22 protein-coding genes, 1 tRNA gene and 1 pseudogene are annotated in these 25,232 nt (G+C 45.7%); 22 read left to right on the forward strand and 2 right to left on the reverse strand.

Annotated elements, in window-relative coordinates:
- Positions 1 to 9 precede the first annotated feature (9 nt).
- From atpF to C7R73_RS12060, 10 genes and pseudogenes are all read left to right on the forward strand, one after another.
- On the forward strand, positions 10 to 513 hold the full coding sequence (gene atpF / locus C7R73_RS12015) for a F0F1 ATP synthase subunit B (RefSeq protein ID WP_161525942.1): 504 nt from the start codon (positions 10 to 12) through the stop codon (positions 511 to 513).
- Positions 506 to 1,033: a F0F1 ATP synthase subunit delta gene (locus C7R73_RS12020; RefSeq protein ID WP_106450735.1), complete on the forward strand. Its 528-nt coding sequence runs from the start codon at positions 506 to 508 to the stop codon at positions 1,031 to 1,033. Before atpF ends, C7R73_RS12020 begins: the two co-directional genes overlap by 8 nt.
- Positions 1,034 to 1,055: 22 nt before the next feature.
- On the forward strand, positions 1,056 to 2,567 hold the full coding sequence (gene atpA, locus C7R73_RS12025) for a F0F1 ATP synthase subunit alpha (RefSeq protein WP_106450736.1): 1,512 nt from the start codon (positions 1,056 to 1,058) through the stop codon (positions 2,565 to 2,567).
- A 37-nt stretch (positions 2,568 to 2,604) separates the two neighbouring features.
- Positions 2,605 to 3,525, forward strand: a complete 921-nt coding sequence (locus C7R73_RS12030) for a F0F1 ATP synthase subunit gamma (protein ID WP_106450737.1) — start codon at positions 2,605 to 2,607, stop codon at positions 3,523 to 3,525.
- A gap of 18 nt (positions 3,526 to 3,543) precedes the next feature.
- Entirely contained in the window at positions 3,544 to 4,977 is a 1,434-nt protein-coding gene (gene atpD / locus C7R73_RS12035) for a F0F1 ATP synthase subunit beta (protein WP_106450738.1), read from the forward strand.
- Position 4,978: 1 nt separating this feature from the next.
- Positions 4,979 to 5,404, forward strand: a complete 426-nt coding sequence (locus tag C7R73_RS12040; RefSeq protein ID WP_106450739.1) for a F0F1 ATP synthase subunit epsilon — start codon at positions 4,979 to 4,981, stop codon at positions 5,402 to 5,404.
- A 274-nt stretch (positions 5,405 to 5,678) separates the two neighbouring features.
- Positions 5,679 to 5,915, forward strand: a complete 237-nt coding sequence (locus C7R73_RS12045) for a DUF1146 family protein (protein WP_239992634.1) — start codon at positions 5,679 to 5,681, stop codon at positions 5,913 to 5,915.
- Positions 5,916 to 6,035: 120 nt separating this feature from the next.
- Complete coding sequence (gene murA / locus C7R73_RS12050) at positions 6,036 to 7,349, forward strand: UDP-N-acetylglucosamine 1-carboxyvinyltransferase (protein WP_106450740.1); 1,314 nt, start codon at positions 6,036 to 6,038, stop codon at positions 7,347 to 7,349.
- A 64-nt stretch (positions 7,350 to 7,413) separates the two neighbouring features.
- Positions 7,414 to 8,385: pseudogene (gene mreB, locus C7R73_RS12055) on the forward strand (rod shape-determining protein MreB); the annotation flags it as partial.
- An 81-nt stretch (positions 8,386 to 8,466) separates the two neighbouring features.
- Entirely contained in the window at positions 8,467 to 8,655 is a 189-nt protein-coding gene (locus C7R73_RS12060) for a DNA-directed RNA polymerase subunit beta (RefSeq protein ID WP_233436832.1), read from the forward strand.
- A 387-nt stretch (positions 8,656 to 9,042) separates the two neighbouring features.
- Here C7R73_RS12060 and clpP read toward each other — a convergent pair whose 3' ends face one another.
- Together clpP and C7R73_RS12075 are read right to left on the reverse strand one after the other, a co-directional pair.
- Positions 9,043 to 9,690: an ATP-dependent Clp endopeptidase proteolytic subunit ClpP gene (gene clpP, locus C7R73_RS12070; protein ID WP_275658100.1), complete on the reverse strand. Its 648-nt coding sequence runs from the start codon at positions 9,688 to 9,690 to the stop codon at positions 9,043 to 9,045.
- Between the two features lie 254 nt (positions 9,691 to 9,944).
- Positions 9,945 to 10,016: transfer RNA gene (locus C7R73_RS12075), tRNA-Arg, on the reverse strand.
- Positions 10,017 to 10,250: 234 nt separating this feature from the next.
- Between C7R73_RS12075 and C7R73_RS12080 the strand changes: the two genes are divergently transcribed.
- The 12 genes from C7R73_RS12080 to rnr all read left to right on the forward strand — a co-directional run bounded on the left by C7R73_RS12080 (position 10,251) and on the right by rnr (position 25,228).
- Positions 10,251 to 11,336, forward strand: a complete 1,086-nt coding sequence (locus C7R73_RS12080; protein ID WP_239992636.1) for an RNA polymerase factor sigma-54 — start codon at positions 10,251 to 10,253, stop codon at positions 11,334 to 11,336.
- A gap of 367 nt (positions 11,337 to 11,703) precedes the next feature.
- Entirely contained in the window at positions 11,704 to 12,741 is a 1,038-nt protein-coding gene (locus tag C7R73_RS12085; protein ID WP_106450745.1) for a sugar-binding transcriptional regulator, read from the forward strand.
- Between the two features lie 39 nt (positions 12,742 to 12,780).
- Positions 12,781 to 13,782 (forward strand): type I glyceraldehyde-3-phosphate dehydrogenase, encoded by a 1,002-nt coding sequence (gap, locus tag C7R73_RS12090; protein WP_106450746.1) that lies wholly within the window; start codon positions 12,781 to 12,783, stop codon positions 13,780 to 13,782.
- 110 nt (positions 13,783 to 13,892) lie between these two features.
- A complete protein-coding gene (locus tag C7R73_RS12095) occupies positions 13,893 to 15,083 on the forward strand; it encodes a phosphoglycerate kinase (RefSeq protein WP_106450747.1) in 1,191 nt (396 codons plus the stop codon).
- Positions 15,084 to 15,110: 27 nt separating this feature from the next.
- On the forward strand, positions 15,111 to 15,866 hold the full coding sequence (tpiA, locus tag C7R73_RS12100; RefSeq protein WP_106450748.1) for a triose-phosphate isomerase: 756 nt from the start codon (positions 15,111 to 15,113) through the stop codon (positions 15,864 to 15,866).
- Entirely contained in the window at positions 15,866 to 17,398 is a 1,533-nt protein-coding gene (gene gpmI / locus C7R73_RS12105) for a 2,3-bisphosphoglycerate-independent phosphoglycerate mutase (RefSeq protein WP_106450749.1), read from the forward strand. The genes tpiA and gpmI overlap by 1 nt, the downstream gene beginning before the upstream one ends.
- A 94-nt stretch (positions 17,399 to 17,492) precedes the next feature.
- Positions 17,493 to 18,791, forward strand: a complete 1,299-nt coding sequence (gene eno, locus C7R73_RS12110) for a phosphopyruvate hydratase (protein ID WP_106450750.1) — start codon at positions 17,493 to 17,495, stop codon at positions 18,789 to 18,791.
- A gap of 324 nt (positions 18,792 to 19,115) precedes the next feature.
- Positions 19,116 to 20,201 (forward strand): 3-phosphoserine/phosphohydroxythreonine transaminase, encoded by a 1,086-nt coding sequence (gene serC / locus C7R73_RS12115; RefSeq protein ID WP_106450751.1) that lies wholly within the window; start codon positions 19,116 to 19,118, stop codon positions 20,199 to 20,201.
- The gene (locus C7R73_RS12120; RefSeq protein ID WP_106450752.1) at positions 20,201 to 21,370 is read left to right on the forward strand and encodes a phosphoglycerate dehydrogenase; all 1,170 of its coding nucleotides are present in this window, start codon (positions 20,201 to 20,203) and stop codon (positions 21,368 to 21,370) included. The genes serC and C7R73_RS12120 overlap by 1 nt, the downstream gene beginning before the upstream one ends.
- Positions 21,371 to 21,679: 309 nt before the next feature.
- Positions 21,680 to 21,919: a preprotein translocase subunit SecG gene (gene secG / locus C7R73_RS12125; protein WP_068561081.1), complete on the forward strand. Its 240-nt coding sequence runs from the start codon at positions 21,680 to 21,682 to the stop codon at positions 21,917 to 21,919.
- 181 nt (positions 21,920 to 22,100) lie between these two features.
- A complete protein-coding gene (locus tag C7R73_RS12130) occupies positions 22,101 to 22,859 on the forward strand; it encodes an alpha/beta hydrolase (protein ID WP_106450753.1) in 759 nt (252 codons plus the stop codon).
- Positions 22,860 to 22,861: 2 nt separating this feature from the next.
- Positions 22,862 to 25,228 (forward strand): ribonuclease R, encoded by a 2,367-nt coding sequence (gene rnr, locus C7R73_RS12135; RefSeq protein WP_106450754.1) that lies wholly within the window; start codon positions 22,862 to 22,864, stop codon positions 25,226 to 25,228.
- Positions 25,229 to 25,232 lie beyond the last annotated feature (4 nt).

Here is a 25,232-nt window from a genome sequence, read left to right on the forward strand (position 1 = left end):
GGGATGATAATGACAGCCAATCTCGTATTGGGAGAGATCACCGCTTTAGGTGATACGATTGTCACGCTGTTGTCATTTCTGATATTGATGGCTCTTATCAAGAAATTCGCATGGAAGCCTTTGATGAAGATCTTAACGGATCGGGAAGAAATGATACACACAAATATTGATAAAGCAGCAACAGCGCGCGAGAATGCCGAGAAGAAACACGCGGAAGTCGATGCGCAGCTGATAGAAGTCAGAACAACAGCGAGCGATATTTTGAACAGGGCTCAAGCGGAAGGCAATGAAATACAAAAGAACATCATCAAAGAAGCAAAAGAAGATGCACTACGGATCAAACAAGTGACCCAAAAAGAGCTCGAACTCGAAAGAAAACAAGCTCTTGAAGGATTGCGCGCCGAAATTGGAGTCATATCATTGGAAATTGCTGAAAAGATCCTCGACAAGGAGATCAATCATGAAGACCAACAAACTTTGATCGAAGCATTCATTGAAGGGCTGGATGATTGATATGGACAAGGACGTCAAAGCAAACGCTACTGTAGAAGCCTACGTGCAAGCCTACTATAACCGCCTGACAGATTCGAAGACTGCAGATAGACTCTATCTTGATCTGTCCCAGTTAAAGGATGCCTTCAATCATGCAGACGCCGCAGCGGGCGAGAAGCCGAATCTTGATTTGGCAGTGAAGTATCTCGCTCCTGAGACGCTTCAGTTTCTCGAGGGACTCCAAGATAACCTTGATAACGAAGGTATCTTGGCTTCCATCAAAGCGTTCAATGGACTGTATGAAAATAAAAAAGAGTTCGTGAATATGAAGTTGATTTCTGCGGTTCCTTTAACAGCGGAACAAAAAACGCGCATCATGGACAAAATGGAAAAAAGAATCGGGGAAGCGACCTTCTTTGTGACTGAAGTGATCGATCCCACGGTGATGGGCGGCGTCCGGTTGGAGTCAGAGAACCACTATTTCGACAATACCATCGCTACAAAGTTGAAAGAAATGAAGAGACATATCCTGAAAGATTAATAGGGTTGAAGAGGTGAATAATGTGGCTACTGAAAACGAAGATTTAAGTTCATTGATCAAAAATAGGATCAACACTTTTCAATCTGTATCAGAGTTTGAAGAAATTGGAAAAGTTACCTACATCGGTGATGGAATCGCACGCGCGAAAGGTTTGGAGAACGTTATGTCCGGTGAATTGTTGGAGTTCTCCAACGGTTCCATCGGTATGGCCCAAAACCTGGAGATGACTGATGTCGGTATCATCATTTTTGGAGCTTATGAAAACATCCATGAGGGCGATATCGTCAAACGTACAGGCAAAATCATGGAAGTACCGGTCGGAGATGCTTTGATCGGGCGCGTTGTAGATGCGTTAGGCAGCCCGGTGGATGGCTTAGGCAGCATCGAAACAACCGGCACAAGACCGGTTGAAAATGCAGCGCCGGGCGTCATGGATCGTCAATCCGTCAGACAACCTCTTCAGACCGGCCTTAAAGCATTGGATGCTTTGGTGCCTATAGGTCGAGGCCAACGTGAGCTGATCATCGGCGACCGCAAAACCGGGAAAACAAGCATCGCAATCGATGCCATCATCAACCAACGCGGCAAGGATGTTATCTGCATCTACGTCGCAATCGGACAAAAGGAATCGACAGTCCGTAATATGACGGAAACGTTGAAAAAATATCATGCGATGGATTATACGATTGTCGTGACTGCCAGTGCCTCGCAATCCGCGCCGATGCTCTACATCGCGCCTTACGCTGCTACAGCGATGGCAGAAGAGTTTATGCACAAAGGCAAACACGTCCTTATCGTGTACGATGATCTTTCCAAACAGGCGGCTGCTTACCGTGAAATGTCCTTGCTGTTGCGCCGTCCGCCAGGCCGCGAGGCGTATCCAGGGGATGTCTTCTACTTGCATTCCCGTCTGTTGGAACGCTCAGCAAAATTGAACGATGAATTGGGCGGCGGTTCCATCACCTCCCTGCCGATCGTTGAAACGCAAGCGGGAGATATCTCAGCTTATATTCCGACGAACGTCATCTCCATTACGGATGGCCAGATCTTCTTGGAAAGCGATCTATTCTTCTCGGGAATCCGTCCGGCACTATCTGCCGGTCTGTCGGTTTCCCGTGTCGGCGGTTCTGCTCAAATCAAAGCTATGAAAAAAGTATCCGGCACGCTGCGTATCGATTTGGCAAGTTATCGCGAACTGGAGGCATTCACTCAGTTCGGTTCGGACTTGGATGTTTCCACACAGAAACGTCTTAGCCGCGGCCGCAGAACCGTGGAAATACTGAAGCAGGACTTGCACAAGACCTTGGATGTCGAAAAACAAGTTCTCATTCTCTATGCATTGACGCACGGATTTATCGATTCCATTCCGGTGCAGGACATCGAGCGATATGAGTCCGAGTTATTCAAATTCGTCAAAATGTCCTATCCTGAACTGTTCTCCATCATTGCGGAGACAAAAGACTTACCACCTGCGGAAGACCTGGATGAAGCGCTTAGTGCATTCGCGGGCATCTTTATTCCGCACGTCGAGTAGATTGGATAGCATGTACAGATAATATTGAGGTGATAATATGGCAGAGTCTTTAATAGACATCCGGAAACGCATTGCTTCCACAAAGAAGACAAGTCAAATAACAAGCGCCATGCAAATGGTATCTGCCTCCAAACTGATCCGCGCCGAGCAAAAGGTGCGGGGATATCAGCTTTATGCAGCAAAAATACGCGAAATCGTAACACACATAGCCAGCACGCAATTATCTCTGCTTGAGGAGCATGGCCATGTGTCAGCAAGCGATCAAGTTCTGGTCGACTTTCACGATATGTTGATTGAACGCCCGATCCGCAAAACAGGCTATCTGATCATTTCCTCCGATAAAGGTTTAGCTGGAGGCTACAACAGTTCGATACTGAAAGCGACAAAAGATATGCTTGCGATCGACCATGCTTCAAACGATGAGTTTGTCGTGTTGTCGGTCGGCGGAGCGGTCGCTGATGATCTCAGAAAGAGCGGCATCGAAGTTGCATTCGAAATCAGGGATCTCAATGACCAACCCAGCTTCACGGAAGTCAGTGATATCGTAGTGAAGGCAATCCAGCTTTATCGTGATGGTGCTTTTGATGAGTTGTACGTTTGTTACAAACATCATGTCAACGCTTTGATCTCAGAGTATCGGGCTGAAAAAATGCTGCCGTTGACGGACTTGGATTCCCATGAAGCGGTCGGTTACGAAGTCGATTATCTTTTTGAACCAAACAAAGAAGAAATTTTGGAAATTTTACTTCCGCAATATGCGGAAAGTTTGATTTACGGCGCCATTATCGATGCTAAATCATCCGAGCATGCTTCACGCATGACGGCCATGAAGAGTGCCACCGATAATGCGACCAATATGATCAACGATATGACGATTCAGTACAATCGAGTGAGACAGACTGCGATCACGCAAGAAATCACCGAAATTGTCGGTGGAGCTTCTGCTCTTGAAAATTAGAAAATGGGAGGAAAAGGCATGAAAAAAGGTCATATTGTACAAGTAATCGGGCCGGTAGTCGACATTGGCTTCCCATTGGAAGAAGGTGTGCCGGACATCCGCAATGCGCTGATTGTACACAAGGCACCCGCAGCTGGGAGTAATGAAGAAGGGGAAACCATCGTTTTGGAGGTTTCGCTTGAACTGGGTAATGGTATTGTTCGCGCAATCGCAATGGAATCGACAGATGGCCTGCAAAGAGGCTTGACAGTCGTAGATACCGGCGCACCCATCAAAGTTCCAGTTGGTTTAGGCACCCTTGGTCGTGTGTTCAACGTGTTGGGTGAAGCGATTGATCTGAAGGGCGCTGTCCCTGCTGATTTCCGTCGTGAATCCATTCACAGAAAAGCACCGACATTTGATCAGTTGAGCAGTAACTTTGAAATCCTGGAAACAGGCATCAAGGTCATCGATTTACTGGCGCCGTATCTGAAAGGCGGTAAAATCGGTCTTTTCGGTGGAGCCGGTGTCGGTAAGACGGTACTGATCCAAGAATTGATCCATAACGTAGCAGAACAGCATGGGGGCATCTCGGTCTTCACGGGTGTTGGTGAGCGTACGCGTGAAGGAAACGACCTTTACCACGAAATGCAGGAATCCGGCGTCGGTGAAAAGACCGCTATGGTATTCGGTCAAATGAATGAGCCGCCTGGTGCACGTATGCGTGTCGCTTTGTCCGGTTTGACGATGGCGGAACATTTCCGTGATGAAGAAAAACAGGATGTTCTTTTGTTCATCGATAATATTTATCGGTTCACCCAAGCTGGTTCTGAAGTTTCCGCGCTATTGGGCCGGATGCCTTCAGCAGTAGGGTATCAACCGACATTGGCGACAGAGATGGGCCAGCTTCAGGAACGGATCAGTTCCACAAAAGATGGTTCGATCACTTCCATCCAAGCAATCTATGTACCGGCGGATGACTATACCGATCCAGCACCGGCAACAACCTTTGCCCATCTGGATGCAACCACCAACTTGGAGCGTAAACTGACCGAGCAGGGGATTTATCCCGCTGTGGACCCGTTGGCTTCCTCATCCAGTGCTTTATCTCCGGAAATCGTTGGGGATGAACATTATGATGTGGCCACAAAAGTGCAACGCATCTTGCAACGTTACCGCGAACTGCAGGACATCATCGCTATCCTTGGGATGGACGAACTGTCCGATTCCGAAAAAATCACTGTTAACCGCGCAAGAAGAATCCAATTCTTCCTGTCCCAAAACTTCCATGTGGCCGAAGCCTTTACCGGCGTTCCCGGATCATATGTTCCTGTAGCTGAAACCGTACGCGGCTTCAAAGGAATCGTGGAAGGTAAATACGACGGAGTACCGGAAGAAGCTTTCCGCAACGTCGGTACGATTGAAGAAGTTCTGAACAAAGCGAAAGAACTAGGCTATAAAGGAGGGGAATAAGATGGCATACCTGCAAGTCAACGTAGTGACGCCGGATGGCATCGCCTTTCAGCATCGCGCTAAAGCGGTGACCGCCAAGACAACGGACGGCGGCATTACCATCATGCCAAACCATACCCCAATCATTGTGCCTTTGGCGATTGCCGATCTGATCGTAACGCGTGTGACCGATGAGTTGGCGCAGAACCATATTGCCGTCAACGGTGGCATCATGGAAGTGCGAGACAACATCGTCAACATCATTGCGAACAGTGCGGAACGCGAAAAAGATATCGATATCGACCGTGCTGAAGTCGCGAAAGAACGCGCCGAAAGACGAATGGTGGAAGCGCGTGACATCAAAAATGAAAAAGAATTCCAACGCGCGAAGATCTCGCTATCGAAAGCCATCAACCGTATCGGCGTCTCGAAGAACAGATCCAGCTGAAAAAAGAGGCCAGAGATGGCCTCTTTTTTTTGTAGCCAATTATTTCCTGACAACTAATTAGTGAATGAGATAATATGCACAAATTATCTACAGAAATAGCCCGCAATTTCATTTTGATGTATTGTAACATATTATTATACATGATTAGGAAAACAAATGTAAACGATTTTCTTAGTAAATTCTTAGCAGATGGTCGGATAAAAACGAGCTTCCTGGTTTTTTTTTCACAATATTTATGTTAGTATAGTTTGAGAATATGGGAGGAGTGCGTCGCTTGGACATAACGATGTTTAACGGTATAATAGTATTGCTATCCCATATGATATTCATTTTCATTTCTTTCTGGTCGATGAAAGCCATCAGATTGGAGAAATGGATAAGGAAGGGGCACGTACGCGAAGCACGGGTGCTCTATTTCTTTCTGTCGATTGCTTTAGGCTACACAGTAAGTACGTTTCTGCTCGAGTTGGTGACGACTTCGCGGAACATCAGTTACTTATTGTTATCATGATCCGCTCACGGTTGCGCAAGAGATTGTCACTGTGCGGGCAGGTCAGAGTTCCAGTTTTATCAAATAGTTGCATACAAACATACAAATGAAATCACAATTGACTTTCGGAGGGATTTTTTTATGGAAAAAATAATTGTTCGCGGCGGTAACCGTCTTGAAGGAACAGTTAAAGTTGAAGGCGCAAAAAACGCAGTTTTGCCGATTTTGGCTGCTACACTTTTGGCAAGCGAAGGGCAATCTGTATTGACGAACGTTCCGATACTGTCTGATGTTTTCACAATGAATAATGTTCTGAAACATCTGAATGTCGGCGTTGAATTTCAAGAAAACAACAACACCATCTTAGCGGATGCATCAAACGACATTAATTTTGAAGCACCATTTGCTTATGTCAGCAAAATGCGTGCATCGATCGTCGTAATGGGTCCGCTTTTGGCACGTCTGGGGCATGCGCGCATTGCTTTGCCGGGCGGCTGTGCCATCGGAACACGTCCTATCGACCTTCACCTGAAAGGGTTTGAAGCGATGGGAGCTGACATCAAAATCGAAAATGGTTTTGTTGAAGCAAAAGTCGACAGATTAGTCGGCGCACGCATCTACTTGGACTTCCCAAGCGTCGGTGCTACCCAGAACATCATGATGGGTGCTACTTTGGCTGAAGGAACCACTATTATCGAAAACGTCGCACGCGAACCTGAAATCGTCGATCTGGCGAATTTCTTGAACCGCATGGGCGCGAAAGTTGTCGGAGCCGGAACAGAAACAATCCGTATCGAAGGTGTTTCATCCATGAAAGCAACAGAACATTCGATCATCCCAGACCGTATCGAGGCAGGGACATTCATGATCGCGGCTGCAGTCACGAACGGAAATGTGTTCATTGAAGATGCGATTGCCGAACACAACAAACCGCTGATTTCAAAACTGAAGGAAATGCACGTTGCCTTCCAGGAAGAAGAAAATGGCCTGCGCGTTATCGGTCCGCGTACTTTGAAAGCGACTGACGTCAAAACGATGCCGCATCCAGGGTTCCCTACAGATATGCAAGCACAAATGACGATTGCGCAATTGGTGTCCCAAGGTACCAGCACGATGACCGAAACGGTATTCGAAAACCGATTCATGCACTTGGAAGAGATGCGCCGTATGAACGCTGATTTTAAAGTCGAAGGGCAGACAGTCCTTATTCATGGCAATACAGACTTGCAAGGGGCAGAAGTAGCCGCATCGGATTTACGTGCAGCAGCTGCTTTGATCATCGCTGGTCTTGTTTCCAAAGGCTATACGCGCGTCACAAACCTATCGCATTTGGATCGCGGTTATTATGAATTCGATAAAAAGCTACAGGCATTAGGGGCTGACGTCGAACGTGTAATGGAAGACGAAATGAAGGCTTTCAGCGATTCAGATGTGGAAGCACTTTTTGCAAAATAAGTCGGACAACTGTCGTCCGCAAGATAGCTATCGCTAAATGATGAATGTTTGAGAGGGGAACAACGTGGCCAGAGATATAGGAATCGATTTAGGTACAGCTAACGTACTGATTCACGTTAAAGGGAAAGGTATCGTTTTGAATGAGCCTTCCGTCGTAGCAGTAGACACAAAAACCGGAAAAGTTTTAGCAGTTGGGGAAGAAGCCTATATGATGGTCGGGCGTACGCCGGCAAACATCAGAGTGATCCGTCCGTTGAAAGGCGGCGTCATCGCAGACTTTGACATCACAGAAGCAATGCTGACCCACTTTATTGATCGTTTGAATGTAAAGGGCTTTTTGACCAAGCCGAATATTTTGATCTGTTGTCCGACGAACATCACAACGATCGAACAAAAAGCAATCATCCAAGCCGCGGAAAAGAGCGGCGGCAAAAATGTGTATCTGGAGGAAGAACCGAAAGTTGCGGCTGTCGGAGCCGGTCTTGACATTTTTCAGCCGAACGGAAACATGGTAATCGATATGGGTGGCGGAACGAGTGATATCGCAGTCTTATCATTGGGCGGCATTGTAACGAGCAGCTCGATCAAAACAGCCGGCGATAAACTGGATGCCGACATCATGAACTTCGTAAAAAAGGAACACAAATTGTTGATCGGCGAGCGGACAGCTGAAAAGATCAAAATCACGATCGGAACCGCTTTGGAGCCTGAAAAGGAAGAAAAAATGGAAATCCGCGGACGTGACATGGTGACGGGCCTTCCGCGCACCATCTACATCACTTCCAAAGAAATATATGAAGCGATGCACGAAACCTTGGTGCTCGTCGTGGAACAAGCGAAGGAAGTATTGGAAATGACGCCTCCTGAATTGGCTGCGGACATCATCAATACCGGAATCGTTTTGACAGGCGGGGGTGCATTGATCAGCGGAATCGAGAAGCTTTTCTCGAACGAGTTGAAAGTTCCTGTCTTCGCTGCGGAAAAACCTTTGGATGCTGTTGCATTAGGGACAGGTATCCTCTTGAATAACATCGACCAAAAGAACCGTCCATCCGGTGGGATTTTCGGATTGTTGGCACGATTGATCCAAAAAACAAAAATCAAAAAAGGAAGATAGGTGATCGCTGTGAAATTTGATTTCAAACCTGTACTGTCAACAGTGATGTGGGTTTTGATTTTCATGTTGATGGCCTTCATCCTGTTCGGAGCCGGTCTGATGGTCGGGTATGGCGTCCTCGGTGACGGCAATCCGATGTTGGTTTTCAGTAAACAGACCTGGGAACATATCTTCAATTATATCCGTTAAGCAAACAAGAAAGGCAGACTGGAGCGATTACGTTCCGTCTGCCTTTCTTGTTTTTTTGAATAGGTTCGAGTGGGTGGGGGTTCGGTTTATTTCTTTCTCATTCATTTGCTGTGCTCCGGTGGGCGAAGGCTTCACCAGAGCACAGACGCAATTTGGCGAGCGAACTCCTGCGAGGATGGCCTCGCAGGAGTTCGCCCCGATATCAACTAGTCTCCTCCGGCAAGCGGATGCCTTGCCGGAGCTGGGGATCGTTTCCGCAGTTGTGTTCAGGGGGAAAGCGGAAAAGGCCACATCCTGGCTGCCCAAGCACCACAAAATAACTCCAAAATAAAAAGCGAAGACAATCAGCATCACTCTGCTGGTCGCCTTCGCTTTTTTCGTATATTTTTATTTCAATGATTTTGAGTTGACCATGACTTCGTCGATCAAACCGTAATCTTTGGCTTGTTGGGCTGTCATGTAGTTGTCGCGATCGGTATCGCGTTCGATGATTTCCATCGGTTGTCCTGTGCGTTCCGCCAAAATTTTGTTCAAGCGTTCGCGGGTCTGCAGGATGTGGCGGGCTGCGATTTCGATTTCGGTTGCTTGACCTTGTGCGCCGCCAAGCGGTTGGTGGATCATGATCTCAGCATTCGGCAATGCGAAACGTTTGCCTTTTTCACCGGCAGTCAGCAAGAAGCTGCCCATGGATGCTGCCATACCCATTGCGATGGTCTGAACGTCGGCTTTGATGAAGTTCATTGTATCGAAGATGGCCAAACCGGCAGAGACGCTGCCGCCTGGAGAGTTGATGTAGATGTAGATATCTTTTTCTGAATCTTGTGCATCCAAGAATAGTAATTGGGCGATGACCGAGTTTGCCGTATAATCGTCGATCGGGCCGCTCAACATGATGATGCGATCCTTCAGAAGACGGGAATAAATATCATACGCACGTTCACCACGGGATGATTGTTCGATTACTGTAGGGATTAAATTCATATATGTTTCCTCCTCGTTCGTTTTGAATGAACAGTTTTTCTTTACAAGGTTTATTTTAACTCATTGGTCAGAAAAGGTCAATTGTAATGTTTGACCTTTAGCCTCGCGTTTTCTGGTGAAATATACCTTAGTCAATCATATCGTTTCAGTCAGCAAATGTCCAAAAATAGATTTTGAAAATGCAGATCAGATTCAGGGTGAGGCAAGAAGGAAATAAAAAAAATCTCCGCTTCCGCTTGGGAAAGGAGATCTTTTGCATTTGTTTTGCATTTAAAGTCCGAAAACGTTGATGCATCAATAAAATAGTACGTCTCCTGAGGGAATCGAACCCCCATCTCAAGAACCGGAATCTTACGTGATATCCATTACACCAAGGAGACAAGCAACATCAAAAATTATAACCCATAGCGTGAAAGATAGCAAGAGGAAAATTAAATCCCGAACCGCACGATGGTTTTGGCTCTTAGTCTACTTTGCAGAACCTCTAAGGTCCTGTCAGAACAACAGTCCCATTCCTCCTTAAATTAACTTCCTAACATTGAAAACGATTTCAATAAAAGCCTGTGTGTGATAAAATGATTCTGAAAAGGTGAGGAGGGATTAGCGTGTCGGTTATGCCAAGTATGCATATGGATAAGGAAAGCTTGGAGGAATCGCTGAGGCTGGTGGGATACGACAATGAAGAATTGTTCGCTTATTTTCAACAAAAAGCGTTAGGCAATCCTTTGATTGAAGTGAAAATCAATAAAGAATTCGATGAACGCGCTGTAAAAGAAAAAACGGTAGTGTATAAGCCGGATAAAGATGATTCGATGGACACGGTTTCCGCTATGGATCAGGTCTTTGAAGAAGTGCCGGCGTTGGATACATTCTTATTGGAACAAATCTATGCAAATATGCGGGACACGCCCTTGCGCGACTTGGTTTTATTTTTGGTGGCATTCATCAATCCGGAGGGGTACGTCACTATCGATCTGGATGAAGCCGCGGAACAGAAGGGTGTCGAACCGATCGTGATGCTGGATGCGTTGACGCTGCTGCATCAATTGGATCCCCCTGGTATCGGGGCCCGAAATCTGCAGGAATGTCTGATGCTGCAAACGGAACGCGATGAATATGCGCCGGAAATAGCCTATTATATTCTGGAGAATTACTTTACGGCTTTCAGTGACAAAAACTGGCAAGCAATTGCGGACGAGATGGATGTGGAACTGACTGACGTGAAGGCGGTATTTGAGTATGCCCAAACCTTGGACCCGACACCTGGATCAGCATTCGGCGATAACAGCATTTCATTGCCCAGGCCGGATCTTTACCTACAACTGGTGGATGGGCATCTGACAGTGAAATACAATGAGTGGGCTTCTCCTTTCATTGTTTTCCAAAAAGAATATTATGAAGAGATGATGCAGCACGAAGATGAGGATGTGCAACAATTTCTGGCAGCGAAGAAAACGGAGTGGGAGCAACTGCGGTCGGCAGTTGCATTCAGAAAAGAGTTGTTACTTGCAGCGGGAGAATTGATCTGCGGTTTGCAGAAAGGCTTTTTCCTTGAAGGCCAGGAATTGGAGCCGCTCGATGTGACACGTTTGGCAGAAGATTTGGCGGTCCCGGTGACTGTTATGCGCGAAGAAATATTGGAGAAAACGATTGAAACGGACCGCGGGACATTTTTGTTGCACCAGTTATGCGGTGAATAGGCTGTGAATCGACAATAATAAATGAAAAAGATGCGAAACGCTAAACAATAACGGGACGATTTTCGACCCTTATCAAAAAGTTGCTGTATCAAGGTTTTCTGAAAGCGTACGTCTAAAAGGCAATCGGATTATAGGTTACTCGTGATATATTGAACGAATCTATTTTGAGGGAAATCGAATTTATTTGCCAAAACGCTTGAAACGTCTAGTGTTTACTGTTAAAATGATGAAGTAAAGACGAGGGAGAATAGACGGATGCAAAAATTATTTGCAGTCCTATTCCATCTCTCCTGATATGAAATAAACGAGGACCGCCTAAGATTGCAGCGGGGCGAAAAGCGTCCACGTGCAAATGAAGAGGGTTTTTATGGAAGAGTCTATTTCGGTCTTGCAGCAAATAGTCCCGGACATTATGTCAGTCCTTCAAAATCGTTACCATATCATGCGTAATATCCAAATGTATGCTCCAGTGGGAAGACGCGTCCTGGCCGATAAAGTTTCCTTATCAGAAAGAACTTTGCGGACTGAGACAGATTTTTTGCGGAAACAAGGTCTTCTTTCCAGTTCGAAGAACGGGATGGAATTGACTGAGGAAGGCGAAGATATCTTTCGTCAACTGGAAAGGTTCATGCGGTTATTGCTGAATATGAATGCGAAAGAAAAGGCGTTAGCGGATTATCTGAACATTCAGTTTTGTAGGATTGTTTCTGGCGATAGTGATGAAGATGCATCCGTTTTGGATGAAATCGGAAAAACTGCAGCCAAAGAATTGCATGCGTTATTGCCGGCAGGCGAATTTATCGTTGCTGTTGCTGGTGGAAGTACAATGGCACAGGCTGCCGAACATTTTTCACCCGAATTGTCACATAACAGGGAGTTCATTTTTGTCCCGACACGAGGCGGTTTAGGCGAATCTATGTCGATACAGGCCAACAGTGTCAGCGATCGTATGGCGCAATTGGTCGGCGGTGAGAACATGGCACTTTTCGTTCCCGATAATTTGAGCGATAAAGCTTATGCATCCATGAAATCCGAGCCATCAATCAAACATACTTTATCCGTCATGAAAAAGGCAAACTGCTTGTTATATAGTATCGGTAATGCTAAAGTAATGATGGAAAGACGCAGGATGTCGCACGGGTTGATTTCGTCCCTGGAAGCGCATAATGCGGTAGGTGAAGCCTTTGGTTGTTACTTCAATGAGAACGGTGAAATCGTCTATCGATTGTCCCGGTTCGGACTCCAGATTGAAGATATCGAAAAGATCCCGTACGCAATGGCCATTGCAGGGGGAAGCACGAAAGCCAAGGCTATTAAAGCGTTCATGAAATATGCCCCGCATCAAACATGGCTGATTACGGATGAGGGCGCAGCTAATCTGATTTTAAAAGGGGTAACCCTTTAAAATAAAAATTTTGACTTATCCTAAGGAGGAAATCTCAGTATGACAGTAAAAGTTGGTATTAACGGTTTTGGACGTATTGGACGTTTAGCATTCCGCCGTATTCAAGAAGTAGAAGGAATCGAAGTTGTAGCAATCAATGACTTGACTGACGCTAAAATGTTAGCTCACTTATTGAAATATGATACAACTCAAGGCAGATTCAATGGTGATGTAGAAGTTAATGACGGATTCTTCACTGTAAACGGAAAAGACATCAAAGTGTTATCACAACGTAACCCAGCAGATCTTCCATGGGCAGAACTTGGCGTAGAGTTCGTATTGGAATGTACTGGTTTCTTCATGAGCAAAGCAGGAGCTCAAGCTCACGTTGATGCAGGCGCTAAACGTGTTCTTTTATCTGCTCCAGCTGGTAGCGACGTTAAAACAATCGTTTATAACGTTAACCATAACGAATTAAATGCTGAAGATGTTATCGTTTCAGGCGCATCTTGCACAACTAACTGCTTGGCTCCAATGGCTAAAGTATTGAACGACGAATACGGAATCATTGAAGGCTTAATGACTACAATCCACGCTTACACTGGCGACCAAAATACTTTGGATGCTCCACATCCTAAAGGTGACTTCCGTCGTGCACGTGCTGCTGCTGCAAACATCGTTCCTAACACAACTGGTGCTGCTAAAGCTATCGGCGACGTATTGCCTGAATTGAAAGGCAAATTAGATGGAGCTGCTCAACGTGTTCCAGTTCCAACCGGTTCATTGACTGAATTAGTCACTGTATTGGAAAAAACTGTAACTGTTGAAGAAATCAATGCTGCTATGAAAGCTGCTTCTAACGAGTCTTACGGCTACACTGAAGACGAAATCGTTTCAAGCGACATCGTAGGCATCAACTTCGGTTCTTTATTCGATGCTACACAAACTAAAGTAATGACAGTTGGAGACAAACAATTAGTTAAAACTGTTGCTTGGTATGACAATGAAATGTCTTACGCTTCACAATTAGTACGTACTTTAGTAGAATTTGCTAGCTTATAAGATCAAGTCTTTCATCTAATGAAAGCTGAATCGTAGAAGATAACAAAAGCGGGGAGGCAACGCGCTTCCTCGCTTTTCTTATGTAGATACACATATCAGGAGGCGACGTAATGACAAAGAAAGTTGTAACAGATTTAGATGTAGCTGGAAAAAAAGTATTGGTTCGTGCTGATTTCAATGTTCCCATGAAAGATGGAGCAATCACTAACGACAACCGTATCGTTCAAGCTCTTCCTACAATCAACTACTTGATCGAAAATAACGCAAAAGTCATCCTTTTCTCTCACTTAGGAAAAGTAAAAACTGAAGAAGACAAAGCGAAGTTGAGCTTGAAGCCTGTAGCTGACCGTTTGGCTGAATTGTTGGGCAAAGAAGTCACTTTCGTTCCTGAAACACGCGGAGAAGCTTTGGAAACTGCTATCGCAGCATTGAAAGACGGAGATGTTTTAGTATTCGAAAACACTCGTTTCGAAGATGTTGACGGCAAAAAAGAAAGCAAAAACGATGCTGAATTGGGCAAATACTGGGCTAGCCTGGGCGACCTGTTCGTAAACGATGCATTCGGTACGGCTCACCGTGCACATGCTTCCAACGTCGGAATCGCTTCTAACCTTGAAAGCGCAGCTGGATTCTTGATGGAGAAAGAAATCAAGTTCATCGGCGGAGCTGTTGATGAGCCTGTTCGTCCATTCGTAGCTATCTTAGGCGGAGCGAAAGTAAGCGACAAAATCGGTGTTATCAAACACTTATTGAACAAAGCCGACAAAGTACTTATCGGCGGCGGTATGGCTTACACATTCATGAAAGCACAAGGCCTGGAAATCGGTAAATCCTTATTGGAAGCTGATAAAGTTGAATTGGCTAAAGAATTGTTGGAGAGCGCTGGCGACAAATTGATCTTGCCTATCGATGCTAAAATGGCACACGAGTTCGGCAACGATGGAGAAATCACAATCGCCAAAAACGAAGCATTCCCTGCTGACCAAATGGCATTGGATATCGGACCTGCTTCCGTCGAATTGTTCACTAAAGAGCTTGAAGGCGCGAAAACTGTCGTATGGAACGGACCTATGGGTGTGTTCGAATTATCTAACTTTGCTCAAGGAACAATCGGTGTCTGCGAAGCAATCGCTAAATTAAGCGATGCTGTAACAATCATCGGCGGCGGAGACTCAGCTGCAGCTGCAATGCAATTAGGCTTTGCTGATGATTTCACGCACATCTCAACAGGTGGCGGAGCATCATTGGAATACCTTGAAGGTAAAGAATTACCAGGTGTAGCATCAATTTCTGACAAATAAGCAACCTATTCTTAAGGAGTGATTATATTGCGTAAACCGATTATTGCCGGTAACTGGAAAATGAACAAAACAGCTAAGGAAGCACAAGCATTCATCGAGGCTGTAAAAACTAAGGTTCCTGCTTTTGATAAAGTAGAAGCTGTTATTGGATCACCGGCTTTATTTTTAGAAAAAATGGTAGAAGCTACAGAGGGAACTGATTTGAAAGTTGCCGCGCAAAACTGTTACTTTGAAGAAGAGGGTGCCTTCACTGGTGAAATCAGCCCGAAAGCTTTAGGGGACTTAGGCGTCGACTACGTCATTATCGGACACTCTGAAAGACGTGAGTACTTCCACGAAACAGATGAAGATATCAATAAAAAAGCACATGCTATTTTGCGTAATGGTATGACTCCTATCGTTTGCTGTGGCGAAACGTTGGAACAACGTGAATCAGGCGTAACAAACGAGTGGGTATCAGGACAAATTACGGCTGCTTTGAAAGATTTAACTGCAGACCAAGTTGCTAACCTGGTTATCGCTTATGAGCCAATCTGGGCAATCGGTACTGGCAAATCTTCTACTGCAAAAGATGCGAACGACACTTGCGGCGTAGTGCGCGCAACTGTTGCTACTATCTTCGGACAAGAAGTGGCTGACAAAGTCCGCGTTCAATACGGCGGCAGCGTTAAACCTGAAAACATTGCAGAATACATGGCTGAAGAACATATTGATGGCGCGTTGGTCGGTGGTGCTAGTTTAGTTCCTGAGTCATTCTTAGCATTATTGGAGGCTATTAAATAATGAGTAAAACACCGGTAGCAATAATTATTTTAGACGGTTTCGGCTGGAGAAACGAAATGATGGGCAATGCGGTTAAGCTAGCAAAGAAACCGAACTTTGACCGTTATTGGAACAATTTTCCGCATGCAACGATGCTAGCTTCCGGATTTGCTGTTGGACTGCCTGAAGGTCAAATGGGTAATTCCGAAGTAGGGCATACAAACATTGGTGCCGGACGAGTTGTCTACCAAAGTTTGACCAGAATCGACAAAGCCATCATCGATGGCGAATTCTTGACGAACGAAGCGCTGGTTGGTGCTTACGATCACGCCAACAATAACGATTCTGCTTTGCACCTTTTCGGTCTGCTTTCTGACGGTGGTGTGCACAGTCATATCAACCATATCATTGCTTTGATCAAGAGCGCAAAAGAAAAAGGCGTCAAAAAACTTTATCTGCATGCTTTCCTTGACGGCCGCGACGTGGATCCTCACGCTGCACCAGGCTACATCGAAACAGTGGAAAAAGCGATGGAAGAAATCGGACTTGGCGAAATTGCGACTGTTTCAGGTCGTTACTATGCTATGGACCGTGACAACCGTTGGGAACGTGTGGAATTGGCTTACAACGCAATCGCACACGGCGAAGGCGAAAAATTTGAATCTGCGCAAGCTGTTGTAGAAGCAAGCTATGCAGATGGCAAAACGGATGAATTTGTATTGCCGACTGTCATCGTCAAAGATGGCGAACCGATCGGAACTTTGAAAGATAATGATTCCATCATCTTCTTCAACTTCCGCCCGGACCGTGCAATCCAACTTTCAAATGCCTTCACTAACGAAGAGTGGACGAACTTCGAACGCGGGGAACGCGCTAAAAATGTGAAATTTGTGACGATGACTTCTTACCAAGATACTGTAATCGCGGATATCGCCTTCAAGCCGATCCCGATGACAAACGTTCTGGGTGAAGTTCTGGCGCAACACAAACTTTCACAATTGCGTATCGCGGAAACCGAAAAATATCCGCATGTAACTTTCTTCATGAACGGCGGACGTCACGAGCCTTTCGAAGGCGAAGGACGCATCCTGATCCCTTCACCGAAAGTTGCAACCTATGATTTGAAACCTGAAATGAGCGCTTATGAAGTGGGCGAAGCATTAGTGAAAGAGATCAATGACGACAAATACGACGCCATCATCCTTAACTTTGCGAACCCTGACATGGTAGGCCATTCCGGTATGTTGGAACCTACAATCAAAGCAATCGAAGCAGTTGACGAGAACCTTGGAGCAGTCGTGGATGCAATCCTTGCAAAAGATGGTTATGCAATCATTTTTGCTGACCATGGTAACGCGGATACTATGTCTACCGAAGACGGACAACCGCATACTGCGCACACAACCGTGCCAGTTCCAGTGATTGTAACGAAAAAAGGCGTCACGTTGCGCACAGACGGCAAATTGGCCGATGTTGCTCCAACTATGCTTGATTTATTGAACGTAGAAAAACCAGCAGAAATGACAGGCGAATCGCTGATCGTTAAAGCGTAAGCAAAACGGTTCAGCTATTGCATAAAGTAAGAAAATTGTCTAAAATGATACTTGGTAACACAAGTAATTCAGCCAACTAAAAGGAGAGAAAACCATGCCATACATTACAGATATTTTAGCTAGAGAAGTACTAGATTCACGCGGTAACCCAACTATTGAAGTTGAAGTCTACACAGAGAGCGGCGCTTTCGGACGCGGAATGGTTCCTTCAGGAGCTTCCACTGGCGAACACGAAGCAATCGAATTACGTGACGGAGACAAAGCGCGTTACCTTGGAAAAGGTGTTTTGAAAGCTGTAGAAAACGTAAACGACATCATTGCTGACGCTATCTTAGGTTTCGATGTACGTGACCAATTAGCTATCGACAAAACAATGATCGACTTAGATGGCACTCCTAACAAAGAAAAATTAGGCGCAAACGCAATCTTGGCAGTATCTATCGCAGTAGCTCGCGCTGCAGCAGATTACTTAGATATCCCATTGTACCAATACTTAGGCGGATTCAACGCTAAAACATTGCCAACTCCAATGATGAACATCATCAACGGCGGATCACATGCTGACAACAGCATCGACTTCCAAGAATTCATGATCATGCCAGTAGGCGCGCCTACTTTCAAAGAAGCTCTACGTATGGGTGCTGAAGTATTCCACGCATTGGCTGCAATCTTGAAATCTAAAGGTTACTCTACTGCTGTAGGTGACGAGGGTGGATTCGCTCCTAACTTGGGTTCAAACGAAGAAGGTTTCGAAGTAATCATCGAAGCTATCGAAAAAGCTGGCTATGTACCTGGTAAAGACGTTGTTCTTGCTATGGATGCTGCTTCTTCAGAATTCTACAACAAAGAAAAAGGTGTTTACGACTTAGCTGATTCAGGCGAAGGCGAAAAGACTGTCGATGAAATGATCGAATTCTACGCTGACCTATGCAAAAAATACCCAATCATCTCCATCGAAGATGGCTTGGATGAAAATGACTGGGAAGGTACTAAGAAATTAACTGAAGTTTTAGGCGACAAAGTTCAAATCGTAGGTGACGACTTGTTCGTTACAAACACTGAAAAACTTTCTAAAGCTATCGAATTAGGCGTTGCTAACTCAATCCTGATCAAAGTTAACCAAATCGGTTCATTGACTGAAACTTTTGAAGCTATCGAAATGGCTAAAAAAGCTGGTTACACTGCAGTTGTTTCTCACCGTTCAGGCGAAACAGAAGATGCTACAATCGCTGACATCGCTGTTGCAACAAACGCTGGACAAATCAAAACTGGTTCATTGAGCCGTACTGACCGTATCGCTAAGTACAACCAATTGTTACGCATCGAAGATCAATTAGGCGAATTGGCTGTATACGATGGCTTGAAATCTTTCTACAACCTAAAAAACAAATAATTTTAATTGATTAACAGGAAGACAGCTGCTTGGAACACTGTCTTCACATAAAGACCGTCTGGAACAACCAGATGCGAAAGAAAGTCCGGCGCTTGGAACGCCGGACTTTTTTTGTTTTCCAAACCTTTAATGTTCGGATTTAAGGCGAAAAAGTTGGATTGAGTTCCAATATAATCATAATTTTGAGGTTTGTTCCTAACATCCGCATGTAATTATTTTTGAGAAATAGGCATTTTCGCTTTCATTCGCCGCGGAATCTGCTATAATAAGATTAAATTATTATTAATAATTAATGAGGACAATTGATAAGGGGGAGACAAAAGGATGAAAAGAGCAAGAAATTTTTCCGCTGGTCCAGCAATACTACCAGAATCAGTCTTAGAGAAAGTACAGAGTGAAATGCTATCCTACAGAGATAGTGGCATGTCAGTTATGGAGATGAGTCACCGCTCCTCCTTGTTCGAAGAGATCATTTCAGACGCAGAGCAATTATTAAGGGAATTGATGAATATCCCTGAAGGCTATAAAGTCTTGTTCTTGCAAGGTGGCGCAAGCCTGCAGTTCTCCATGATTCCGATGAATCTTGGAAAAGGCGGCAAAGTCGGTTACATCAACTCCGGATCATGGGCTAAGAAAGCCATCTCTGAAGCTAAAATCTTAAAAGTACCGAATATGGAAGTATTGGCTAGTTCCGAAGAGGATAATTTCACTTACATTCCTGAAATTCCGGAAACAGACGAAGCCTACGATTACATCCACATCACAACAAACAACACAATCGAAGGTACAGCTTTCCAAACAATCCCTCGTTTCGTGAATGCACCGATCGTTGCCGATATGTCTTCCAACATTTTGTCCAACCGTTACGATGTCAATGACTTCGGTTTGATCTATGCTGGCGCACAAAAAAATATTGGGCCTGCAGGATTGACGATCGTGATCGTGAAAGAAGATCTGATCCAGACCGAGAATAAATTGCCAAGCATGCTTGATTACCGTACACACATCAAAAATGATTCGTTATATAACACACCACCAAGCTTCTCCATCTACGTAGCAAAACTGGTCTTCGAATGGTTGAAGGATCTGGGCGGCGTGGAAGCGATGACGAAAATGAATGAAGAAAAAGCAGGCTTACTGTACCGCACAATCGAAGAATCAGACTTGTTCTCTTCCCCTGTTGCAGTCAAATCCCGTTCATTGACGAATATCCCATTCGTTACCGGAAACAAAGACTTGGATGCGAAGTTCGTCAAAGAAGCAACAGCACTAGGCTTCCTGAACTTGAAAGGCCACCGTTCCGTTGGCGGTATGCGCGCAAGTATCTACAATGCATTCCCTTATGAAGGCGTGAAAGAATTAACAGAATTTATGAAAGCTTTTGAAGCTAAAGAAGGGAAATTCAAATAATGTTCGAGATTAAAACTTACAATGCGATTGCTCCAGAAGGCTTAAATTTACTGAACGCAGATCAATTCGTCCTTAACTCAGGCGCAAATCCTGACGGCATCATCCTGCGCAGCGAAAAACTGCATGGCATGGAATTCCCTGAAAGTCTAAAAGGCATCGCTCGTGCCGGCGCAGGCGTCAACAATGTACCGGTTGAAGAATGTTCCGAAGCAGGCGTGGTTGTCTTCAATACGCCTGGTGCGAATGCAAATGCGGTTAAAGAACTTGTTTTGGCTGCTATGATCATGGCTGCCCGTCCGATCAAAGAAGGAATGGAATGGGTCCAAACATTAAGCGGTGACGATGTAGAGAAGCAAGTTGAAAAAGGCAAGAGCCAATTTGCGGGGACAGAAATCTCCGGAAAAACATTGGGTGTCATCGGCCTTGGTGCTATCGGCGCGATGTTGGCCAATGACGGATTCCGTCTAGGCATGGAAGTCATCGGTTATGACCCGTATGTTTCTGTGGAAACAGCATGGAACATCAACCGTCGTGTCCAAAAAGCCTCTTCAATCGCTGAAGTATTGGCAAAAGCGGACTACATTTCGATTCACGTACCTGTCAACGCCGAAACAAAAGGTATGGTTGATGCAGCCTTCCTGGCTCAAATGAAAGACAACGCTGTTCTTTTGAACTTTGCCCGCGGCGAATTGGTCAACACGGCTGATATGTTGGCAGCATTGAAAGAAAAGAGCATCCGCAAATACGTAACGGATTTCGCTGATGAAGCTTTGCTTCACAACGATGCTATCATTGTATTGCCTCACTTAGGAGCTTCTACAGAAGAAGCTGAAGTGAACTGCGCAATCATGGCAGCCCAAACATTGAAATACTTCCTGGAAACAGGGAACATCGTGAATTCCGTGAACTTCCCAGGAGTCGATATCGCGATGCAATCACCGATCCGTTTGACGATCATCAACAAGAACATCCCGAACATGGTCGGCCAAATTTCTTCCGGCTTGGCTAAATACTTTATCAACATCGAAGATATCCTGAACCGCAGCCGTGGCAACTATGCCTACACTGTCATCGATATCGCCGAAACAGATGAAGCAGTACTGGCTGAAGTTGTCGAAAATTTCAAAAAAATCGACGGCATCGTAAACGTCCGCGTCATCAGAAGATAAGAGTGCGATGATTCGCGTTTAGACACCCGTACGTTGGAGAAACCAGCTGCCGTTCACCTCTTTTGTGGACGACAGCTGGTTTCGAAACGGTAGTGGTGTCTGCGAATCAGAACACGTTTCAAAAAGAGTGTGAGGGATCCCATTTTAAAAGTGTGACATCCCACTAAAAAGCACGGTAAAAGCGTTCGGACTGTTCCCTCCAGTGGAGGTGAGCGGGTCCGGGCGCTTTTCTTTTCTGAAATTGCTAGCAAAACCCTATAGTTTGTGCTAAAGTTAGTAGTAGAAAATTATTATAGGGAGGTCCATCCTTTGTCATTATACGATGTACTATTAACGGCCCTGTTGGTTGTTTCTGTGCTGTTGATCATTGTTGTGCTGATGCAGCCATCAAAAACAAATGCAGCCAGCACACTTACAGGTGGAGCGGAGCAATTATTCGGCAAACAAAAGGCAAGAGGCTTTGAAGCAGTATTGCGTCAGATCACAGTCGTTCTGGGAGCACTGTTCATCCTGATCGCCCTAGCTTTAACCTATCTATCCTCAAATTAACTATTGCAGGCAGAAACCACATTTCCGGGTTCTGCTTTTTTTTCGCCTGAAAAGAGAGCTAGTCGAAATTATGCGGCGAAGCTTATGAATTGCTAAAAAATTTCGTCCGCAAATATCTGATATATTAGGAAAAAAGCTGTAAATACAGTAAAATGAAGATGAACGAGTTGGGAGGAATTTTATGAAAGCAATCAATTTACCAGAACCCTTTTTCTTCGAAGCTGGTCCGCGCGCCGTCCTTTTGCTGCATGCCTATACCGGCAGCGCAAATGATGTGCGTTTGTTGGGACGCTTTTTGGAACGGAACGGGTATACTGTATATGCACCGAATTTTACGGGGCATGCGACCGGCCGTTTTGAGGACATCCTTGATTTGGGAGGGCCGGATGTCTGGTTCGCTGATGCCATGCGCGCAAAAGAAGAACTGATGGAAAAGGGCTACGATCAGCTTGCCGTATTCGGGTTGTCAATGGGCGGCATTATGGCGACAAGAGCCATCGAAACCGGCGGATTCATCGGAGGAGGCTCCTTCAATTCACCGATCATCAGTTTTGAGGAATCGCGGGTGCCGATCAGTTTTATGCATTTCGCCAAGCTGGCGAAAAAGAAACTTGGCATGGCAAATCTGGAAATCGAGCACGAACTGGCGTTGATGAAGCCAAAATTGAATGCCCAGCTTGCCCAAATTGATGAGTTTACGGAACTGATCAAGGCGAATCTTGCCGACATCACCGTTCCCTATTACATCGCGCAATCCGGCAAGGATGAAATGATCAGCGCTGACTGCGGGAAATTGTTGGCGGACCGCATCCAAGATGCTGAAGTGGATTATCATTTCTTCCCGGAAGCAACGCATGTCATCACCGTTGGGAAAGACAGAAACGTATTTGAAGAAACAGTATTGGCATTTTTGAACCGACTAAATTGGAATGAGGGATAAGTATGAGAAAGATAGATCAGATCCAAATTGACGTTCTTGCCTATTTTCAGGAGCATGCCGCAAAGAGCATGACGTTGAAGGAAGTAAGTGAAGCGTTGGGCTACACGGATTCCGAAGAATTCAAAGCATTGGTCAAAGTCTTTGCACAGTTGGAAGAAAGAGGCATCCTGTTGCTGAATAAGACCGGACAATTCCGTCTGAAAGTGCAAAGCGCCACTTTGACAGGTACTTTCCGCAGCAATGATCGCGGCTTTGGCTTTGTTACGGTCGATCCGAACGAAAGTGACCTCTTTGTCCCGCGCGGCAGAACCGGCAGCGCGATGGACGGCGATACGGTCGAGGTGAAGATTACCCGTGAGGCGGAGCCTTGGAATGACAAAGGAGTCGAAGCCGAGGTAACAGCTGTTCTGACGCGCAAATCGAATCAGGTTGTAGGCGAATTTGTTCCTTACGATTCCGATCGCCGTGAAGAGACCGGCTTCTTGGGGTTCGTTGTCCCGCAAGATACGAAAATCAACAGTATCGTTGTCTACATCAAACCGGAAGGCATCCATCCTGTTGAAGGCAGTGTCTGTCTGGTGGAAATCACCAGCTATCCGACACCTGAGAATCCGGTCAAGATGGAAGGGTTGGTCACGAAAGAAATTGGCCACAAAGATGCACCAGGCGTTGATATTCTTGCCATTCTTTATAAGTTCGGCATTCCTTCCGAATTCCCGGAAGATGTGTTGGCCCAGGCTGAAAGTATTCCATTGGAGATTCCAGCCGAGGCGTTGGAAGGCAGACGTGATTTGCGTTCGGAACAGATCGTCACGATCGATGGCGCTGACGCCAAAGACTTGGATGATGCGATTTCCTTGAAGAAACTAGAAAATGGCAATTATCTGCTGGGCGTTCACATCGCGGATGTTTCCTACTATGTGACGGAGAATTCCCCGATCGATCGCGAAGCCTATGAGCGCGGCACCAGTGTCTATTTGACGGACCGTGTCGTGCCGATGTTGCCTCAGAAATTATCGAACGGCATCTGTTCCTTGTTGCCGCATGAAGACCGTTTGACGATGTCTTGTGAAATGGAATTGGATGCGGATGGGGAAGTGGTCGCCTATGATATTTTCCCGAGCATCATCGAGTCAAAACAACGGATGACTTATTCCGATGTCAATGCGATTTTGACGGACCACGACAAGAAACTGCGCGAAAAATACAGCGATTTTGTGCCGATGTTCGAAGAAATGGCCATCCTGCATGAGATCCTCCTGAAGAAACGCCAAAAACGCGGCGCCATCGATTTCGAATCCGATGAAGCGAAAATCATCGTGGACGAAAACGGGCACCCGTTGGACATCTATGTGACGGATCGCGGTGTCGGCGAGCGCCTCATCGAGTCCTTCATGTTGAGCGCGAATGAAACGATCGCCCATCATTTCACGAAGGCGAACTTGCCGTTCATCTACCGGATCCACGATCAACCGGACCCGACCAAAATGATGCGCTTCCTGGAATTCGTGACGACGTTCGGAATTCTGGTGAGCGGAACGCATGAAAACGTCAAGCCGAAGCAATTGCAGGCAGTTTTGGCGAAAGTCAAGGACGAACCATATGAAGCCGTTGTTTCGACCACACTGTTGCGCAGCATGCAGCAAGCGAAATATGATGCTGTACCGGTCGGCCACTATGGTTTGGCTGCGAAAGATTATACCCATTTCACTTCACCGATCAGAAGATATCCCGATTTGATTGTCCACCGCTTGATCCGCACGTATGGAAAAGGCGTCGTCGATCCGAAGTTGGTTGAGAAATGGAAAGGGCAATTGCCGGATATCGCCGTTCAGAGTTCGCAGATGGAACGCCGCTCGGTTGATGCGGAACGCGAAACTGAATCGCTCAAGAAGGCAGAGTTCATGATGGACAAAATCGGCCAAGAGTTCGAGGGCGTCATCAGTTCCGTCACGAAATTCGGCATCTTTGTACAGTTGCCCAACACAGTGGAGGGTCTCGTGCACATCTCGAAAATGACGGAAGATTATTTCAACTACATCGAAAGCCATCTGCTTCTGATGGGTGAACGCACCGGCGTTATCTATCGTATCGGCCAAAAGGTCAAAATAAAAGTAGAAAATTCGGATCCTGTCACGCGCGCTATCGATTTCTCGCTGGTCATCGACAAGGAAAAGACCCAGAGCCAGAGCGACCAGGATCTGGTCAAACAGATCCGCTCGAAGATTCCGAAGGGCAAAAAACGGAAACCGGGCCAATCCGATCGCGACAGCGGACCTCGCAAAAAGACCGAAAAAGGAAAAGAGCCGTTCTATTCCCGTCCAGGTAAAAAAGCCAAAGGGAAAAAGGAAAGAGGCAAAAAGAAGTAAGCTA

The organism is Trichococcus alkaliphilus, assembly GCF_003008695.1.
GTDB classification, from domain to species: domain Bacteria; phylum Bacillota; class Bacilli; order Lactobacillales; family Aerococcaceae; genus Trichococcus; species Trichococcus alkaliphilus.

What these genes read in the sequence shown, in the direction of transcription:
- atpF (WP_161525942.1), top strand. Translation starts at nt 10, where the DNA reads ATGACAGCCAATCTCGTATTGGGAGAGATCACCGCTTTAGGTGATACG.
- C7R73_RS12020 (WP_106450735.1), top strand. Translation starts at nt 506, where the DNA reads ATGATTGATATGGACAAGGACGTCAAAGCAAACGCTACTGTAGAAGCC.
- C7R73_RS12030 (WP_106450737.1), top strand. Translation starts at nt 2,605, where the DNA reads ATGGCAGAGTCTTTAATAGACATCCGGAAACGCATTGCTTCCACAAAG.
- atpD (WP_106450738.1), top strand. Translation starts at nt 3,544, where the DNA reads ATGAAAAAAGGTCATATTGTACAAGTAATCGGGCCGGTAGTCGACATT.
- C7R73_RS12040 (WP_106450739.1), top strand. Translation starts at nt 4,979, where the DNA reads ATGGCATACCTGCAAGTCAACGTAGTGACGCCGGATGGCATCGCCTTT.
- murA (WP_106450740.1), top strand. Translation starts at nt 6,036, where the DNA reads ATGGAAAAAATAATTGTTCGCGGCGGTAACCGTCTTGAAGGAACAGTT.
- C7R73_RS12080 (WP_239992636.1), top strand. Translation starts at nt 10,251, where the DNA reads ATGCCAAGTATGCATATGGATAAGGAAAGCTTGGAGGAATCGCTGAGG.
- C7R73_RS12085 (WP_106450745.1), top strand. Translation starts at nt 11,704, where the DNA reads ATGGAAGAGTCTATTTCGGTCTTGCAGCAAATAGTCCCGGACATTATG.
- gap (WP_106450746.1), top strand. Translation starts at nt 12,781, where the DNA reads ATGACAGTAAAAGTTGGTATTAACGGTTTTGGACGTATTGGACGTTTA.
- C7R73_RS12095 (WP_106450747.1), top strand. Translation starts at nt 13,893, where the DNA reads ATGACAAAGAAAGTTGTAACAGATTTAGATGTAGCTGGAAAAAAAGTA.
- gpmI (WP_106450749.1), top strand. Translation starts at nt 15,866, where the DNA reads ATGAGTAAAACACCGGTAGCAATAATTATTTTAGACGGTTTCGGCTGG.
- eno (WP_106450750.1), top strand. Translation starts at nt 17,493, where the DNA reads ATGCCATACATTACAGATATTTTAGCTAGAGAAGTACTAGATTCACGC.
- serC (WP_106450751.1), top strand. Translation starts at nt 19,116, where the DNA reads ATGAAAAGAGCAAGAAATTTTTCCGCTGGTCCAGCAATACTACCAGAA.
- C7R73_RS12120 (WP_106450752.1), top strand. Translation starts at nt 20,201, where the DNA reads ATGTTCGAGATTAAAACTTACAATGCGATTGCTCCAGAAGGCTTAAAT.
- C7R73_RS12130 (WP_106450753.1), top strand. Translation starts at nt 22,101, where the DNA reads ATGAAAGCAATCAATTTACCAGAACCCTTTTTCTTCGAAGCTGGTCCG.
- rnr (WP_106450754.1), top strand. Translation starts at nt 22,862, where the DNA reads ATGAGAAAGATAGATCAGATCCAAATTGACGTTCTTGCCTATTTTCAG.